This is a genomic window from Mesorhizobium sp. M1334 (assembly GCF_040317995.1).
GTDB lineage: Bacteria > Pseudomonadota > Alphaproteobacteria > Rhizobiales > Rhizobiaceae > Mesorhizobium.
This window is the reverse complement of record NZ_JAMYLM010000025.1, coordinates 46,543-62,401: the sequence shown is the minus strand read 5'-3', so window position 1 is coordinate 62,401 and position 15,859 is coordinate 46,543. Positions and strand designations below refer to the sequence as shown.

The window sequence follows — 15,859 nt, the reverse complement described above, 5'->3', positions numbered from 1 at the left end:
CGATGGCGGCCTACATCCTTCGTAGAATGGTTTCGACCATCGCCGTCATGGCGATGGTTGGGATCTTCGTTTTCCTGCTTCTCCGGCTCGCGCCAGGCGATCCGGCGGCCATGATCGCGGGTAAGTCGGCCACGGCGGAGATGGTCGCCGGCATCCGCGAAAAGCTGGGCTTGAACGATCCTATGCCGGTTCAGTTCATACGTTGGGTGCGCGACATGCTCGGCGGCGATTTCGGCATCTCGATTTTTTCCGGACGACCCGTTCTCGAGTTGATCTGGCAGCGGCTTGAGCCGACCCTTTCGCTGTCGATCCTGACAATGATCCTTTCGGTGACGGTCGGGGTCTCCTTCGGCATCCTTGCCGCGTGGCGAACTGGCGGCTGCATCGATCGCCTCCTAGCGGTGTTTTCGGCGCTTGGCTATTCTGTCCCGGTCTTTGTCATCGGCTATTTTTTCATATACTTCTTCGCAATCAGAGTACACTGGCTACCGGTACAGGGATATGTCCCGATTGATGACGGGCTGTGGCCGTGGTTCGTGCATCTAATGCTTCCCACCTTGGCTTTAGGTCTTGGGTACATTGCATTTATCGCCCGGGTCACGCGGGCGAGTATGCTCGAGGTCCTCTCGGAAGACTATATGCGAACGGCTGCTGCGAAGGGCGCTTCGTCCTATGCGATGCTTTTCCATCATGCCTTGAAGAATGCCGGCGTCCCGATCCTGACCGTCATCGGCATAAGCTTCGCCTATCTGATCGGCGGGGTCGTCCTCACGGAAACGGTGTTCAACATACCCGGTATCGGTCGTCTGGTCGTCGATGCGATCAACAATCGCGACTATCCTATAATCCAGAGCGTACTCATCCTGACTTCGGGTCTGTACGTCTTTATCAACCTCACGGTCGATCTTGCCTATACGCTGATCGATCCCCGAATCCGGTATTGATATGACGCTCATCTTCGCACCAGGCGAATCCGTGCCCATGGCTCGGCTGCAGCTATCCGATCTTCCCCGTCTGGCAAGACGGCACCCGCTGGTTCTGTTAGGCGGCGGCCTCCTGGCGCTCTTGATCATTCTGGCTCTCGCCGCCCCGCTTTACGCCGGCGATCCGGTGAACATGGATCCGTTCAAGCGCCTGCAGCCGCCTTCCGCCGAGATGTGGTTCGGGAGCGACAATCTGGGCCGGGACGTCTTTGCCCGAACAATTTTCGGTGCCCGCATCTCCCTCCTGGTAGGGCTGCTGTCGGCAGCGACGGCAGCCGTGGCCGGGCTTTTGATCGGTGTCATGGCAGGTTACAGCCGAAGCTTCGACAATGTTGTCATGCGGGTCATGGACGGCCTGATGTCAATCCCGACCATTCTTCTGGCGATTGCCCTTATTTCCCTGACGGGCCCCGGCATCGGCATCCTCATCGTCGCGATCGCGATCCCCGAGACGCCAGCCGTCGCGCGGCTGGTTCGTGCAGTGGTTCTGGGCGTTCGCGAGCGTCCATACGTGGAGGCCGCGCTCTGCGGCGGTGCGCGCCTGCCCAAGGTGCTGTGGCGGCATATCTTGCCGAGTACCATTCCTGCGCTGATGGTCCAGGGCGCTACCGTCTGCGCCAGTGCAATCCTGACGGAGGCGGGTCTGAGCTTCCTCGGCGTGGGCGTACCGCCCGAGATCCCCAGCTGGGGCAATATGATCGCCAGTTCGCGGCTGTATCTCGCTATTGCCCCATTGACGATCTTCGCCCCCGGTATCTGCCTTGCCGTCACAGTCCTTGCCGTCAACCTGCTTGGCGACGGCCTGCGCGATATGTTCGATCCCCGCTCAAAGCGGAGACGCTGACATGCTGATGCGAGAATCTGCAGAGGATGATGTACTTCTCGACGTTCGCGACCTTGAGACGCATTTTTACGGCGAAGAAAGCGTCACCCGCGCCCTGGGCGGCATCAGCTTCCAGGTGAAAAAAGGCGAAACGCTCGGCGTTGTCGGCGAATCCGGGTGCGGAAAAAGCGTTACCGCTCTCTCCATCCTTCGCCTGCTGCCGAAGCTGAGCGCCAGGACTGTTGGCGGCGAGGTCCGTTTTCACGGACGCGACCTCCTTGAACTGTCTGATCGGGAGATGCGAAAGATCCGCGGCGACCAGATCGCCATGATCTTCCAGGAGCCGATGACGAGCCTGAACCCCGTCTATACGGTCGGCCACCAGATCGCCGAAGCGGTGCAGATCCACACGAATGCCTCCCGTTCCGTTGCCATGGCGAAGGCCGAGGAGATGCTTCGTCTCGTCCGCATTGCGGACCCCGAGCGTCGCGTCAACAACTATCCTCACGAAATGTCAGGCGGAATGCGCCAACGTGCCATGATCGCCATGGCCCTTGCCTGCTCGCCGGAACTCTTGATCGCCGACGAGCCGACGACCGCGCTCGACGTCACCATCCAGGCGCAGATCCTGCGGCTGATCGTCGATCTGAAAGAGCGCACGGGAACGGCCGTCATGTTCATCACGCATGATCTAGGCGTTGTCGCCGAGACATGCCAACGCGTGATCGTGATGTATGCTGGCCGGATTGTAGAACAAGCGAACGTGATAGATCTGTTTTCGCGGCCCGCGCATCCCTACACCCAGGGCCTCATGCGATCGGTACCGGATCCGCGACGCGGCCGCCAGCGCCGCCTTCCCGAGATTCCCGGCATTGTCCCAAGTCTGCGCGAGCCCATTGTCGGGTGCAGCTTTGCGCCTCGCTGCCCGTTCGCCATGGACATTTGCCGCGAGAAGACACCCATCCTGCGTGATGTCGGATCGAGCCACACCGCAGCTTGCTGGCGCGCCGAAGAGGTGATGGGCGCATGAACGGACCTCTGCTGAAAGTCGAGAATCTGACCAAGCACTATCCGCTTGGCTCGGGAATCTTCAAGAAAAGCATTCCGGTGATCCGGGCGGTGGAGGATGTATCCTTCACCGTCGAGGCGGGTGAGACACTCTGCATCGTCGGCGAATCCGGCTGCGGCAAGTCCACCGTCGCGCGGCTCCTGATGCGGCTCGTGCAGCCGACTAGCGGGCGCGTGCTGATCGACGGGACCGATATTGCGAGCCTCAAGAAGGACGCGCTTCACGCGTGGCGCCGTCGGATGCAGATGGTCTTTCAGGATCCTTACTCGTCGCTGAACCCGCGCCTCACGGCCGGACAGATCATCACCGAACCGGTCGAGAATTTTGAACGTCTCAGCCGCATGCAGCGACAGGCACTCGCCGCGGACCTTCTCCGAAAAGTCGGAATGTCGCCCGAGATGATGCATAGGCTCCCGTCCGAATTGTCGGGCGGTCAGCGCCAGCGGCTCGGCATTGCGCGCGCCCTGTCGCTCAACCCCTCGCTCATCATCGCCGACGAAGCGGTGTCAGCCCTTGATGTCTCCGTGCAGGCGCAGATTCTGAACCTGCTTCTCGATCTCCAGCAGCAGATGGGCATCGCCTTCGTCTTCATCTCGCATGACCTCGGCGTCGTGGAGCATATCGCGCATCGCGTTGCGGTCATGTACCTGGGGCGGATCGTGGAGCTCGCCCCGAGCGAGGTGCTCTTTGCGAAACCGGTGCACCCCTACACCGAGGCGCTGATCGCGGCAGCTCCGGTGCCGGATCCGACGCGCGTTCGGCTGGAGGTGCCGGTCGAAGGCGAAGTGCCAAGTCCGATCAATCCGCCGAAAGGCTGCGCGTTCCATCCGCGCTGCCCCCTTGCCATCGAGCGTTGCCGCATCGAAGTGCCGCCTCTTGTGCCGATGGCCGACGGGCGCGTCGTCGCCTGCCACGTGCGCGCTCCTGCTGCCGGTCTCTTGGGTCCGTCGAATATAATTGCTGGGGATCAACTTGCGCCGATTGGAGAATCACACACCTCCATCTTTGGATAAAGAAGACGTTCTGTACTCGCGAAAATGGAAATCACATGGAAGATAACGGACCCCATAACGACACCCACCCGACTGGTCATGCCGATCGTTTTGACGAGGTTGGTTCGATTGCGACAAGTGTCGCTGATGGATTCACAATAGCAGCGGTCGGCGATCTTCTTTACGGACGCCCAGTAAAAAACGGCTATTATCCGGGTTTGGACGAAGTCTTAAAGATTTTTGATGCCAAAGACGTCGTCTTTGGAAATCTGGAAACTAACATCCTAGATGTTGAGTCCAAGGGGTGCCCTCAAGCCGAGTATGGTGGAGCTTATTTGATCAGTGTTCCGGAAGTGGGACCTGATCTGCGCGAAATGGGCTTCAACATGGTCAGCCGCGCGAACAACCATACTCTCGACTGGGGTGTAGAAGGCATGCGCGAAACCAGCCGCGCGCTAAATAGGAGCGGGATTGTCCATGCTGGTGCTGGCGACAATCTGGCCCAGGCCGGCGCCGCCCGGTTCCTTGAAACCCCACGTGGTAGAGTGGCGCTAGTCTCCTTTGCGGCTACGTTCGAGCCGATGGCTCGTGCTTGCGATCCTGCAGGCGAGGCTCCGGGCAGACCAGGCCTCAATCCCCTTCGTTTGGCGAAAAGTATCGTCGTGACGCCAGAAATGCTCGAGAATCTAAGGTGCGTGCGAGAGGCGCTTCCCTGGTATGCTCCCCCTCCCAAAGAGGCTTCGCACGTGGCCATTCAATGGCCATTTGGAGAGGTAGTATTCAAAGCAGGGGAAAAGCCTGGCTACAGCTTTGAACCAAATGCGCGCGACGTCGACAATATTTTTCGCAACGTGCGCCAGGGTAAGCAGTTCAGCGACTTCTGCGTAGCCACGAACCACGGGCACGAGCCGGGCGAGTTCAGCCGAGAACCGGCTGACTTCGAACAAGCATTTGCGCGCAAACTGATCGACGCTGGAGCGGATGTATATATTAATCATGGGCCCCATCACGTCAGAGGTATCGAAATCTATAAGGGACGACCAATTTTCTATGCCTTGGGTAATTTCTTCAATCAGGACTTAAGGTCCCCAGTTGGTGCCGACATGTTCGACGCGCACGAAAAGGATCCTCGAATTCACACCGATGCTGAGGTAAGTGCTCACGAAATGGCGGTGGGATATCCGTCAGCAGAGGGGTTCATTCCGCTTCGCGACGCAGAGTTCTACGAAGGGGTCGTCAGCGTGAGCCGTTTCGAGGAAAACCAGCTGGCCGAGATTCGGCTCTATCCAATTGAGCTCCGTCGGACCGCCAGATTTGCCAACCGCGGTGTGCCACGCTTGGCGCCTCCGCAACAAGGAAAGGTAATCCTAAGCAGAATTAAAGAACTTTCTAAACCATTCGGCACGGAAATTGAGATCGACAACTGCGTCGGAACGATCCGCCTGCAGCCAAGCTAGACCCCACGAAGCTAGCCGGAAGCACCGCAATAGCCGACCGCGCACATGACGGCGATGTGAAGCGCGCGTTCGAGCTGGCTGTTGTTTGCCCAGCAGCGTCGAAAGTTAAAGGGACCAAGTTCGTCAGAAGGGGTAAGCTACGTTTCACGCCGAAGAGCTTTCTGACGCATTTGTTTCAATAATCCTTGTTGTTTGGCGTCAAACTGGCGCTCCCATGCTGTTGCATGGCAACTGAAGGACTCACCTCCGACGTGCAAGCGCAGAAGCCTGGCGGTTTCGGCGATGACAATGCCCCAATCGCCTCAACGCGTTCCAGGACTCATTGCAGTAACATAAAGATAGAGGATGCTGAGATGCAGACGGGGATGGGTGTGATTGATCCGAGGGGCTTGGCGGCCCTCAAATGGCGCTGCATTGGACCCACCAGAGGCGGCCGCGTTGTGGCGGTCGCGGGCGACCCGATCCATCCGATGGTGTTCTATTTTGGCGCCTGCGCGGGAGGTGTGTGGAAGACGACCGACGGTGGCGTTTATTGGCGCTGCATATCCGACGGTTATTTTGCGAGTGCAAGCGTCGGAGCGCTGGAGGTTGCCCGCTCGGACCCCAACGTGATCTATGCCGGCATGGGCGAAACGACGATCCGAGGCGATGTCTCTTACGGTGACGGCGTTTACAGGTCGAGTGATGCAGGTGGCAGTTGGACTCATCTCGGTCTCAAAGAGACCCGGCATATCGGTAAGATTTGCATTCATCCGCAGGACCCCGAGCTTGTCTTTGTGGCCGCGCTTGGCGATGTATTTGGGCCCAACGAAGAACGCGGCTTATTTCGGTCGAAGGACGGAGGTAAGAATTGGCAGAAAATCCTTTATCGCGGTCCCGATGCCGGCGCAGTCGACATCTCGATGGATTCTAAGAATCCGCGCATCCTTTTTGCCACGACCTGGCAGACACGTCGGAACTTTTGGAGCCTGAACAGCGGAGGGCCGGGAAGCGGATTGTTCCGGTCGTTCGACGGGGGCGATAGCTGGGAGGAGTTGTCCGGACGAAACGGGCTACCAAGTGGTCTGCTCGGTAAGATCGGTGTTTCAGTTTCCGAGGCGCAATCCGGTAGAGTCTACGCGCTCATTGAGGCAGAAGGTGACAAGATTGGGCTTTATCGCACAGACGATTATGGCGACCAATGGATCCAGGTCTCGCAGAACCGCGATCTGATGCATCGCCCTTTTTATTACGCTCATGTTTTCGCCGACCCTGGCCAGCCCGAAACGGTTTATGTCAACAATCTACAAATGTGGAAGTCCTCTGACGGTGGGTTGAGCTTCACCGAAGTCACGACCCCCCACGACGACAACCACGCTCTTTGGATCGACCCGGCTGATCCCAAGCGAATGATTCAGGGCAATGATGGAGGCGCCTGCGTAACCTTTAACGGTGGCGAGACCTGGTCGACGATCTACAACCAACCGACGGCGCAGTTCTATCGCATTGACGTCGATGACCAATACCCATACCGCGTCTACGCCACCCAGCAGGATAATACCGCGATCTCGGTCCCAAGCGCTTCGGAGTGGGGGGTCATTCCATTGAGCGACTGCACCTATCCTGGCACCGGCGAGAGTGGGTTCATCGCTGTCAATCCCGAGAATCCTAATATCGTGTATTGCGGTGCGGTCGGCTCAAGTCCCGGCAGCACTTCATCGCTACAACGTTATGACCATCGCACCCGTCAGATTCGCGTGGTCAACGTCTGGCCGGAATACACGGTCAGTATGGCGCCGAAGGACATGCGCTACCGCTTTGGCTGGACCTTTCCGATCTCTTTCTCACCGCACGATCCGAATATGATTTACGCTGGCGGGAACCGCGTCTTCCGAAGCATCGACGAAGGGTCGAGTTGGACGGTGATCTCGCCCGATCTGAGCCTCAACGACCCGGCTAGACAGGACTATTCGGGGGGGGGCCTGACCAGCGACAACTCCGGCGCGGAGGTGCATGCCACCTGCGCTTCGCTTGTGGAATCTCGGCACCGCAAAGGCGAGATCTGGGCTTCCACGGATGACGGCCTGGTTCAAGTGACAAGGAACGAGGGAGTTCTATGGAGCAACGTCACACCGACGGACATGCCCGAACTCGCCTATGTTGGGTCCCTCGAAATCTCCCCGCACGATGCAGACACCGTTTATGTTGCGGCCACGCGATACAAACTTTGCGACTACCGGCCCTACCTTTTCCGCACTAAGGATGGTGGCAAAACTTGGCGGTCGATCAGCGGCGACTTCCCGATAGGCGAGATCACCCGGGTGCTGCGCGCCGATCCGGTTCGGCCGGGGCTGCTATTCGTCGGCACCGAAACCGGAGTTTTCTTTAGCCTCGATGACGGTGCCCGTTGGTCGCGCATGGTCGGCGGCTTGACCGTGGTTCCGGTCTACGATCTCAAGATCAAAGGAAGCGATCTCATTGCCGGCACCCATGGTCGGTCCTTCTGGATCCTCGATGACATTACCCCATTACGCGAACTGGCCGCAGATCAGAAGGATGTAAAGCTTATTAAGCCACGCCCTACAGTCCGAACCAAGCTGGCATTGGCTGCCGGGCAGGGTTTTTCAAAAGTCGGCATCTCCAAGGCTGGGATAGGGTACCAGACTTGGGGAATTGGTGCCGCCACAGAGGTCATGGAGTTGGAAGATGGACAGATCGCTCGCCGATGTCTCGACTGCGGTGAGAACCCGCCGGACGGAGCGATTGTCTATTACTGGTTGCCGAGCGATGCGGAACAGCCCGTCAAACTGACCTTTCAGAACGCGGATGGAAGCGTAATCGCCAACTTCTCAAGCGATGATAAAGACTTGCCCCCGCACGCTAAGCCAGGCACGAAGGCCGGGCTAAATCGGTTCCTCTGGGATCTCAGGTATCCGGGACCGACCAAGCTGGACCGATCGTTGGAGATCCGAAAGTACAAGCCTCTCGCGGCGGATAGCGATGACCCGAGCGGCCCTGCCATCGTTCCAGGTAGCTACAAAGTCCAGCTTCAAACTGGCGGCGTGGATGAAACGGTCAGCTTCTCCGTCGTCAAGGATCCACGCATAACTACGACTGAGAAGGAATTCACCGAGCAATCCGCACTTCTGCAAGAGCTGTTCGGCAGGCTTTCGGCACTCAATCAGACCGTCAATCACATTCGGTCAATCAAGCGACAGACGACGGATGTGCACAAGCGGCTCGGTGATAGCACGCCACTTAGGGAGCGTGCGCAAGCGTTGGTCGGGCAGCTTGAGGCAATCGAAGGAGCACTGATCGACATCAAGCAGGAGACGCCGCGCGACCAAGAGCGGAACCCGCCTGGCTTAAAGGACAAGCTTGTCGATCTCATCAGTGTAGTGGCGGTCGCCGACGAGGCGCCGACGCTCCCAGCCCGCCAAGTTGCTGACGAAATCATGTCGAAGGTCGAAGAGGAGATTCAAAAGTTTGGCGTGCTTGTGGACGATGAGGCCGCGGCGCTCAACGTCGCCCTCAGGAGTGCGGGCGTCGAGCCCATAAGGTTCAGCAGGGCTGGCGATTGAGAAATACGATTGCTTATTCATCTGGAAGGAGAAACATATGGACTTTTTCGAGCGCATTTTCGGCGTGGCTCCGGATGGAGGCGACGGTACTACCGAGATGCTCTACATCGCCGCCGGGTTCGTGGTCATAGCGATGGTAGCCGGTCGCAGGTGGCTCCGCCGACACTCCAGCGCGCGACGCCGTTAGCTGTCCTCTGAAGTCGAGAGTCTCTGCAGCGCCATCACCCAATTCGACACTCAGCCAGTGGTTCTGGGCGCGAGTCATTCAGAATTGTGGCCGGTCCAAGGAGACGGCGACCATCGTCCGTCCGCTCTGACCGAATATGTGGAGAGCTATGATGGATTTTGGGTGATGGGGGTTGATCAAGCGGCGCTTTGCGGCTTCATTTCGATGACCTCGATCCCATCCTGGAACCTGGCACCTGCGAGCAGTTTCGGCAACTGATTTTGTCCCTTCAATCGACGCCAGGATTTGGCGGCGGCCATGACGAGCTTGAAGACCATCAGCCTGGCGGTCTTCGACGACAGGGAGCCCTTCGTGCGCACCGTTCGGTGGCGAACGGTGGCAAAGACGCTCTCGATCGGATTCGACGTTCGCAGATGATCCCAGTGATCGGCGGGGAAGTCGTAGAACGCCAGCAACGTCTCGCGATCCTTCGTCAGGCAGTCGAGCGCCTTGTCGTACTTCGCGCCGTATTTCTCGGCGAACACATCGATCGCCATTTTGGCTGCTGAGCGTGTCGGCGCGCCGTAAATCTCGCGCAAATCCGTTTTCATGTTGGCCTGCACCTAGAGCGGCACCTTGTTCAGGACCTTGGCTGTCTTGTGCACCCAACAGCGTTGGTGCCTGGTCCCGAGAAGCAACTCATCGAGCGCCTTCCAGAAGCCGAGTGCGCCGTGGCCGATGGCAATATCGGGCGCGATCTTCAGGGCACGCCGCTTCACGTCGACCAGCAACTCGCGCCAGCTCTGCGCGCTCTCGCGAACGCCGGTCTGGAAACCGAAGTTCTTTCCTGCCCTCGGGCGTGGCGCCGATCAGAACCAGCATGCATTCGGCTTGGTCTTCCATCCGCGCCTGCAGGTAGACCCCGTCCGCCCACACATAGACGTAGCGGCGCGCCGAAAGATCGCGCTTTTGCCAACGCTCGTAATCGGCGTTCCACTCCGCCGTCAGCCGCGTGATCACCGACGGTGAAAGGTTCGGCGCATCTTGCCCACAAGCGCGCTCAGCGCTTCCTGAAAATCGCCCGTCGAAACACCACGCAAGTAGAGAACGAACAGACAAATGGCAATTCTCCTCATCGCCGAACACGACAACGCAACGCTTTCGGACCAGACCGCCAAGGCGCTTTCGGCGGCACTCCAGATCGGCTCGGACGTGCATGTGCTGGTTGCCGGCAAGGGCGCCAAGGCGGCGGCCGATGCCGCCGCCAAGCTGAAGGGCGTCAGCAAGGCGCTGCTCGCCGAAGCCGACGAACTCACCGAGCAACTCGCCGAACCGATGGCCGCGCTCGTCGTTTCATTGGCTGGTAGCTACGACACCATCATCGCGCCGGCGACCTCGTCGGGCAAGAATGTCGCGCCGCGCGTGGCCGCCCTGCTCGATGTCGCGCAGGTGTCCGAGATCATCGAAGTCGTATCGCCCGACACCTTCAAGCGGCCGATCTATGCCGGCAACGCCATCCAGGCGGTGCAGTCGAGCGACGCCAAGAAGGTCATCACCGTTCGCACCGCTTCATTTCCCGTCGCCTCCCAAGTCAATGCGGCTGCCGTCGAGATTATCTCGGCGGCAGCCGACCCCGGTTTATCGTCCTTCATTGAGAACAAGCTTTCCGGAACTGATCGTCCGGAGCTGACCTCCGCCAGAATTATCATCTCGGGTGGTCGTGCGCTGGGCTCCTCGGAAAAGTTCCAGGAGGTCATCCTGCCGGTCGCCGACAAGCTCGGTGCGGCGGTTGGTGCTTCGCGCGCCGCGGTCGATGCCGGCTATGCGCCGAACGACTGGCAGGTCGGCCAGACCGGCAAGGTCGTGGCGCCCGACCTCTACATTGCGGTGGGCATTTCCGGCGCCATCCAGCACCTTGCCGGCATGAAGGACTCGAAGGTCATCATCGCTATCAACAAGGACGAGGAAGCACCTATCTTCCAGGTTGCCGATTACGCATCGTAGGCGATCTGTTCGTCATCCTGCCGGAGCTGGAAAAGGCGCTCTCAGGTGGCCGAAGCGAGAAAGATGGCTTGGTTCGATCCTCTCGGTAGTGGTTAGGAAACGACGGCATCCTCTGGTCGGTACGCCACTAAAATTCGAGCGGTGACAGAGTGAACTTAATAAACAAGAGATTTGTGATCGAGCGGCAATCGGACGGCGTAAATCTAGATGTCTACCCATTCATGCCTTTGGCTGATGGAATGACGGAATTCTTGATAGTCCTTGTTCCGGGATTTTCACAACTGTGTATGTCGTCGTTCATCGATCCATTGCGGTACGCAAACAGATTGTCCGGCTGCGAGCGGTTTCGATGGAGGTTGATAAGCGACGACGGCACCCCTGTTATGTGTGCCAGTGGCGTCCGAGTGTGCGTGGATGCAAGTCTTAATGAAGAAGCCAAGCTTCTGAAATCGAAACGTTTACCCGATGGCATCGTGGTTTGCACGGGCGAGGGAATCGAGCACTATCAATCAGCACCACTGGTGGCGCTTCTACGCCTCTGTGCGCGTCGCAATGTGAGGCTTTACGGACTTGGCACCGGCGCGTGGATCCTTGCTGCGGCCGGTCTGTTGTCAGATACGCGCTGCACCATCCATTGGGACACGATGGCAGCGTTCTCGGAGACATTTGAAGGCCTCAAACTGACCGACGCGCTGTTCGTCGAGCAGAAAGGAATAGTTACTTGCGCCGGTGAATTTGCGGCGTTTGATCTCGCGATCAGCTCAGTAGAACACCGATGTGGTTCCGATGTGGCGCGATCAGTCTGCCGCTTCCTCACAGCCGATCGATGGCGCGAGGGGGAAAGCTGCCCCAGCTCCCCTTGGGCTTCGCTTCAGCGGCGCGAGCGAAAAGCTAATCCGCCTCATTCGCATTATGGAAAATTCTGTAGATGAGCCATTGACGATCCGCGCGATTGCTCAACAGCAAGGCCTTTCTTGCCGGGAAATCCAGCGCCTCTTTCTTCATCATCTCAAGGCGACGCCGATGCGATACTATCTTTTGCTCAGAATGGCGCGGGCGCGCCAACTACTCGAATTGACCGATATGTCCGTGCTGCAGGTGCCGATTGCTTGCGGTTTCGTCTCATCATCGCATTTTTCAAAATGTTTTCGTGATCACTTCGGTGAAGCACCCAGCAGTCTTCGACGCGGTTAAGTCGATTTTCTAGCGATTCCGGACCCTCGCAGCTAAGGCGAGAAGTATGTTTTGGTTCATTGGAGCTGCCCCCTCTAGAACACGCGTTCCTTTATGTTGAGATTGAACCAAAACGCTGGTTATTGGGTCGCCGTCCTGGCGGGGGAGGTCTCGACTGTCACCTTCTCGGGCTACCCGGGCATAACTGCTTTTATCTTAGGCACTCGCTGAGGTGGGCTGCGGATCGAGGATCATAATGCCCATGTCTTATGTGCGCGCCTGTGCCTTGTCCCGAAGCTGGGCAAGGGGTCCCAGCAGTCCTCGTGATATCGCCGCCGCGCATGTTTCGACATCTTCTCCCTACTGCCCGGCGACAGCGAAGTGATCAACCAGGTCGATCTACTCAGTTCCAAGGAACGAAGATCGCGCCAAGATCGGTGCGGATAGCGGCAGGCGCCGGAGATCGGATCGGCTACAACACGCATGATTGGCCTCAGCAGAGTTGTTGGTCAGGAGCCCCACCCGTACCCATCCGGTGAAGACCGCAGACGTGTATCCGGCAGCCATGAGGACCTGAGCACCGCGGTGCCGGCGTCAAGTTTTTGATGGGGAGACGCGATGATATTCTTCGAGGAGGAGTTCGACCTCCTCGATGCCTTCATCGGTGAAGGCCAAGATCCCGTCGTCGTCGTTGGCGCCGTAGACCCAGATGACGCCGTCCTCGGGCTCGAGACCGAGGATCAGTTCCTGGATGAGCGCTTCGCTGACGCCGAGGTCCCTGGCGACACGTTCGACGGTGTAGACGTGATGCACCTTATTGCGCTGCATGATCAGGCCGCCGCTGATTGGGTCCGCAGTTGTGCGGATCTCCAATTCCACGGCAGCAAATCATCGATCCGATGGGCTGGGTGGGCTGCGATGCGCGCCAGGATATCGGCGAGCCAGGCCTGCGGGTCGATATCGTTCATCTTGGCGCTGACGATCAGGCTGTAGAGAACGGCAGCGCGCTGTCCGCCGCGATCGGAACCGCAGAACAGCCAGGACTTTCTGCCGAGAGCCATCGCAGTGTCATTCTGCCCATGTCGGGCAGATGGTGGAGTTTCATTATCGCTGGCATCCATATTACGGCGGTCGTTTTCAGCATGAAGGTCGCGAGGACCGGGCCAATGGCGCGATCATCCGGGTAGAGATCAGGCCGGGTGAGATCATCCAGGTGGCGGAGTGGATGCTGGATCGGGCGTTTTGCGCCGACATGGAGATGGGCGAACCGCGTGTTGCGGTGATTGGGCTTGTAGAGCTTCATAGACTGCTTACCGAGCGCGGTTTCAGGCAGACTTCGAGGGGTGGACTCACGGCCATCCAGGAGGCGCGCCATGAAGGCTTTATCACTACCGCCGACATTACCAGTGCTGACCCAGCAGCTGAGCATGCCGTTCGATACGCCGCAGATGCGAGGCCTGAGCGACGGGGAACGAAGCATCGTTGTCGCCAGGCTGGCGACCCTCCTGATGGCCGCGGCCGGCGTCGCGACGAAGGAGACGAGCGATGACGGGCAATAATCTCCTTCCAGCCACGGTGCTGAAGCGCAAAGCTGTGGTCTACGTTCGACAGTCGACCCCGGGTCAGGTCCAGAACAACCTGGAGAGCCAGCGGCGACAATATGAACTTGTCGATGTCGCGCGACGCTGGGGTTTCCGTGATGTCGATGTGATCGACGATGACCTTGGTCGTACCGCCAGCGGTGCTGTAGACCGCCCTGGTTTCGAACGACTGGTGAGCGGCCTGTGCACGGGCAAGATTGGCGCAGTGCTCTGCCTCGACGCATCGCGTCTTTCTCGCAATGGCCGGGATTGGCACCATCTCCTGGAACTGTGCGGCCTGGTTGAAGCGCGCGTCATAGATCTCGACGGAGTGTACGATCCTTGTCGGCCTAACGATCGATTGTTGTTGGGCATGAAGGGCAGTATCAGCGAGTTTGAGCTCGGCATTTTGCGAACGCGCATGCTTGACGCGGCTCGCGCCAAAGCGCGGCGGGGGGAGCTGCGTCTCAGTGTCCCGATCGGTTATATCTGGCACCGCGACTATGGGCTGGGGCTTGATCCCGATTTGCGGGTACAAGAGGCGATCCGCCTCATCTTTTCGCGCTTCCGCGAGCTTGGCAGCGCCCGCCAGGTGCTGATTTCGCTGACGGCTGATAATTTCCATTTTCCTCGCCCTTCTGACGGGCGCAAAACGGTGTCCTTCGACTGGGTGCCGGTTCGCTATCGAAGCGTTATTTCGATCCTGAAGAACCCCTTCTACGCTGGGGTCTATGTCTATGGTAAAAGCGAGAAGCGAACCGAGATTGTCGATGGCAGGGCGCGTAAAAGCTACGGCCACGGCAAACCCTTTGGAACGTGGGACGTGCTGCTCCAGGATCATCACGAAGGCTATATCGATTGGAGTGAGTTTGAGAGGAACCAGAGCCACATCGCTGTCAATGCCTTCGGCCAGAAAGGCGGCATCAAGTCTGGTCGTGGCGGCCGCGCGTTGCTCGCGGGCTTGCTCACCTGCGGCCGATGCGGAAGGCGGTTGGGCGTTGTCTACTCGGGGCGGCCTCCCGGGCATCCCTATTACCGCTGCGAACGTATCAATCAGATGCTGGCCAAGCCACGATGCATGACTTTTGGCGCATCTCGCATCGACCCTGCTATCGGCAAAGAGATATTGAGGGCCGTGACGCCGATGGCGATCGAGGCCGCAATGGAAGCTGATCGCGCGCATCGGGATAATCTGGAAGAACGACACCGCATGGTGGAGTTGGACTTGCAGCAAGCCCGATACGAGGCCTCTCTCGCTGAACGTCGCTATGCTGCTTGCGACCCTGACAACCGGCTGATCGCTGCCCAACTGGAGAAGAGCTGGGAGGCAGCGCTCAGGCGCGTGGAAGCCTGTGAAGCTGGTTTGGCCCAAGCGCGACAAATCGATCTTGTCACCCCAGTTCCCGAATTTGCTGGCATTGCCACCGATCTGGAGGCCGCCTGGCGCGCACCTAACGTCGACATGCGATGTCGTCAGCAACTCCTTCGTGCTCTCGTGACTGATATCATTGCTGACATCGATGAAGAGCAGCGTGACGTCATTTTGACGATCCACTGGAAAGGCGGCCAGCACTCCCAGCTGCGCATTCGCAAACCCAAAGCTGGCGAACATGGCCAGAGTACTCCGGAGGCCGCCCTTGCCGTCATGCGGTCTATGGCGACCCGGTGGTCCGACACAGACATTGCCGCCACTCTCAACCGGATGGGAATGCAGACCGGGCAAGGCAAAACCTGGACTGGGCGCCGTGTCGGGGCACTGCGCACGGTCCATAAAATCCACGGCTACCGATCCGCCGAAAAGAATGGCGAGTGGCTCACATTGACCGAAGCCGCCAAAAAGCTTGGGGTTACTGCCCATCGGGTCCGTCGATTGATCAAGGAGGGCGTGCTCCCTACCGAGCAGGTGGTACCCGATGCACCGCACCAAATACGAGCTGCGGACCTGGAAAAGGATCAAGTGACCCAGTTTCCGCGTCACAGAGGCCCGTGTCGCATCAAAATGGAAAACCAAAAGTCCCTGTTTCCGGACATTTGAAGAGGAGGTGCAGTATG

At 58.8% G+C, this 15,859-nt stretch carries 11 protein-coding genes and 4 pseudogenes; 11 read left to right on the top strand and 4 right to left on the bottom strand.

Going from position 1 to position 15,859, the window contains the following annotated elements; translation table 11 throughout:
• The first annotated feature begins 2 nt into the window (after positions 1-2).
• The 6 genes from NKH17_RS28220 (at position 3) to NKH17_RS28195 (ending at position 8,884) form a co-directional block, all read left to right on the top strand.
• On the top strand, positions 3-944 hold the full coding sequence (locus NKH17_RS28220; protein ID WP_352972921.1) for an ABC transporter permease: 942 nt from the start codon (positions 3-5) through the stop codon (positions 942-944).
• A 1-nt stretch (position 945) separates the two neighbouring features.
• A complete protein-coding gene (locus tag NKH17_RS28215; RefSeq protein WP_352972918.1) occupies positions 946-1,827 on the top strand; it encodes an ABC transporter permease in 882 nt (293 codons plus the stop codon).
• A gap of 7 nt (positions 1,828-1,834) precedes the next feature.
• Positions 1,835-2,836, top strand: coding sequence for an ABC transporter ATP-binding protein (locus NKH17_RS28210; RefSeq protein WP_502910634.1), 1,002 nt, complete (start codon positions 1,835-1,837; stop codon positions 2,834-2,836).
• Entirely contained in the window at positions 2,833-3,888 is a 1,056-nt protein-coding gene (locus NKH17_RS28205) for an ABC transporter ATP-binding protein (protein ID WP_352972915.1), read from the top strand. Before NKH17_RS28210 ends, NKH17_RS28205 begins: the two co-directional genes overlap by 4 nt.
• Before the next feature lie 35 nt (positions 3,889-3,923).
• Complete coding sequence (locus NKH17_RS28200) at positions 3,924-5,324, top strand: CapA family protein (RefSeq protein WP_352972913.1); 1,401 nt, start codon at positions 3,924-3,926, stop codon at positions 5,322-5,324.
• Positions 5,325-5,677: 353 nt separating this feature from the next.
• The gene (locus NKH17_RS28195) at positions 5,678-8,884 is read left to right on the top strand and encodes a VPS10 domain-containing protein (RefSeq protein ID WP_352972910.1); all 3,207 of its coding nucleotides are present in this window, start codon (positions 5,678-5,680) and stop codon (positions 8,882-8,884) included.
• A 363-nt stretch (positions 8,885-9,247) separates the two neighbouring features.
• Here the strand turns inward: NKH17_RS28195 and NKH17_RS28190 are convergent.
• Positions 9,248-10,165, bottom strand: a pseudogene (locus tag NKH17_RS28190) (IS256 family transposase); the annotation flags it as partial.
• Between the two features lie 4 nt (positions 10,166-10,169).
• On the opposite strand from NKH17_RS28190, the pseudogene NKH17_RS28185 reads away from it, so the two are divergent.
• From NKH17_RS28185 to NKH17_RS28175, 3 genes and pseudogenes are all read left to right on the top strand, one after another.
• Positions 10,170-11,143: pseudogene (locus NKH17_RS28185) on the top strand (electron transfer flavoprotein subunit alpha/FixB family protein).
• 132 nt (positions 11,144-11,275) lie between these two features.
• A complete protein-coding gene (locus tag NKH17_RS28180) occupies positions 11,276-11,986 on the top strand; it encodes an AraC family transcriptional regulator (protein WP_352972964.1) in 711 nt (236 codons plus the stop codon).
• Positions 11,987-11,990: 4 nt separating this feature from the next.
• Positions 11,991-12,248 carry a helix-turn-helix domain-containing protein gene (locus NKH17_RS28175; protein ID WP_352972908.1) on the top strand — a complete coding sequence of 86 codons (258 nt, stop codon included), beginning with the start codon at positions 11,991-11,993 and terminating at the stop codon, positions 12,246-12,248.
• A gap of 320 nt (positions 12,249-12,568) precedes the next feature.
• Here NKH17_RS28175 and NKH17_RS28170 read toward each other — a convergent pair.
• The 3 genes and pseudogenes from NKH17_RS28170 to NKH17_RS28160 form a co-directional block, all read right to left on the bottom strand.
• Positions 12,569-12,696, bottom strand: a pseudogene (locus tag NKH17_RS28170) (IS110 family transposase); the annotation flags it as partial.
• A gap of 125 nt (positions 12,697-12,821) precedes the next feature.
• Positions 12,822-13,055, bottom strand: coding sequence for a hypothetical protein (locus NKH17_RS28165; protein WP_352972906.1), 234 nt, complete (start codon positions 13,053-13,055; stop codon positions 12,822-12,824).
• Between the two features lie 2 nt (positions 13,056-13,057).
• Positions 13,058-13,288 (bottom strand): annotated as a pseudogene (locus tag NKH17_RS28160) (transposase domain-containing protein); the annotation flags it as partial.
• Positions 13,289-13,600: 312 nt separating this feature from the next.
• Between NKH17_RS28160 and NKH17_RS28155 the strand changes: the two are divergent.
• Positions 13,601-13,786 carry a hypothetical protein gene (locus tag NKH17_RS28155; protein ID WP_352972904.1) on the top strand — a complete coding sequence of 62 codons (186 nt, stop codon included), beginning with the start codon at positions 13,601-13,603 and terminating at the stop codon, positions 13,784-13,786.
• Positions 13,773-15,842: a recombinase family protein gene (locus NKH17_RS28150; protein WP_352972902.1), complete on the top strand. Its 2,070-nt coding sequence runs from the start codon at positions 13,773-13,775 to the stop codon at positions 15,840-15,842. The genes NKH17_RS28155 and NKH17_RS28150 overlap by 14 nt, the downstream gene beginning before the upstream one ends.
• The last annotated feature ends 17 nt before the right edge of the window (positions 15,843-15,859 follow it).

Bases quoted from the DNA above. Each gene is read 5' to 3' on its own strand.
- NKH17_RS28150 (WP_352972902.1), top strand. From the start codon at position 13,773: ATGACGGGCAATAATCTCCTTCCAGCCACGGTGCTGAAGCGCAAAGCT.
- NKH17_RS28155 (WP_352972904.1), top strand. From the start codon at position 13,601: ATGAAGGCTTTATCACTACCGCCGACATTACCAGTGCTGACCCAGCAG.
- NKH17_RS28165 (WP_352972906.1), bottom strand. From the start codon at position 13,055: ATGCAGCGCAATAAGGTGCATCACGTCTACACCGTCGAACGTGTCGCC.
- NKH17_RS28205 (WP_352972915.1), top strand. From the start codon at position 2,833: ATGAACGGACCTCTGCTGAAAGTCGAGAATCTGACCAAGCACTATCCG.
- NKH17_RS28215 (WP_352972918.1), top strand. From the start codon at position 946: ATGACGCTCATCTTCGCACCAGGCGAATCCGTGCCCATGGCTCGGCTG.
- NKH17_RS28210 (WP_502910634.1), top strand. From the start codon at position 1,835: ATGCGAGAATCTGCAGAGGATGATGTACTTCTCGACGTTCGCGACCTT.
- NKH17_RS28180 (WP_352972964.1), top strand. From the start codon at position 11,276: ATGCCTTTGGCTGATGGAATGACGGAATTCTTGATAGTCCTTGTTCCG.
- NKH17_RS28200 (WP_352972913.1), top strand. From the start codon at position 3,924: ATGGAAGATAACGGACCCCATAACGACACCCACCCGACTGGTCATGCC.
- NKH17_RS28220 (WP_352972921.1), top strand. From the start codon at position 3: ATGGCGGCCTACATCCTTCGTAGAATGGTTTCGACCATCGCCGTCATG.
- NKH17_RS28195 (WP_352972910.1), top strand. From the start codon at position 5,678: ATGCAGACGGGGATGGGTGTGATTGATCCGAGGGGCTTGGCGGCCCTC.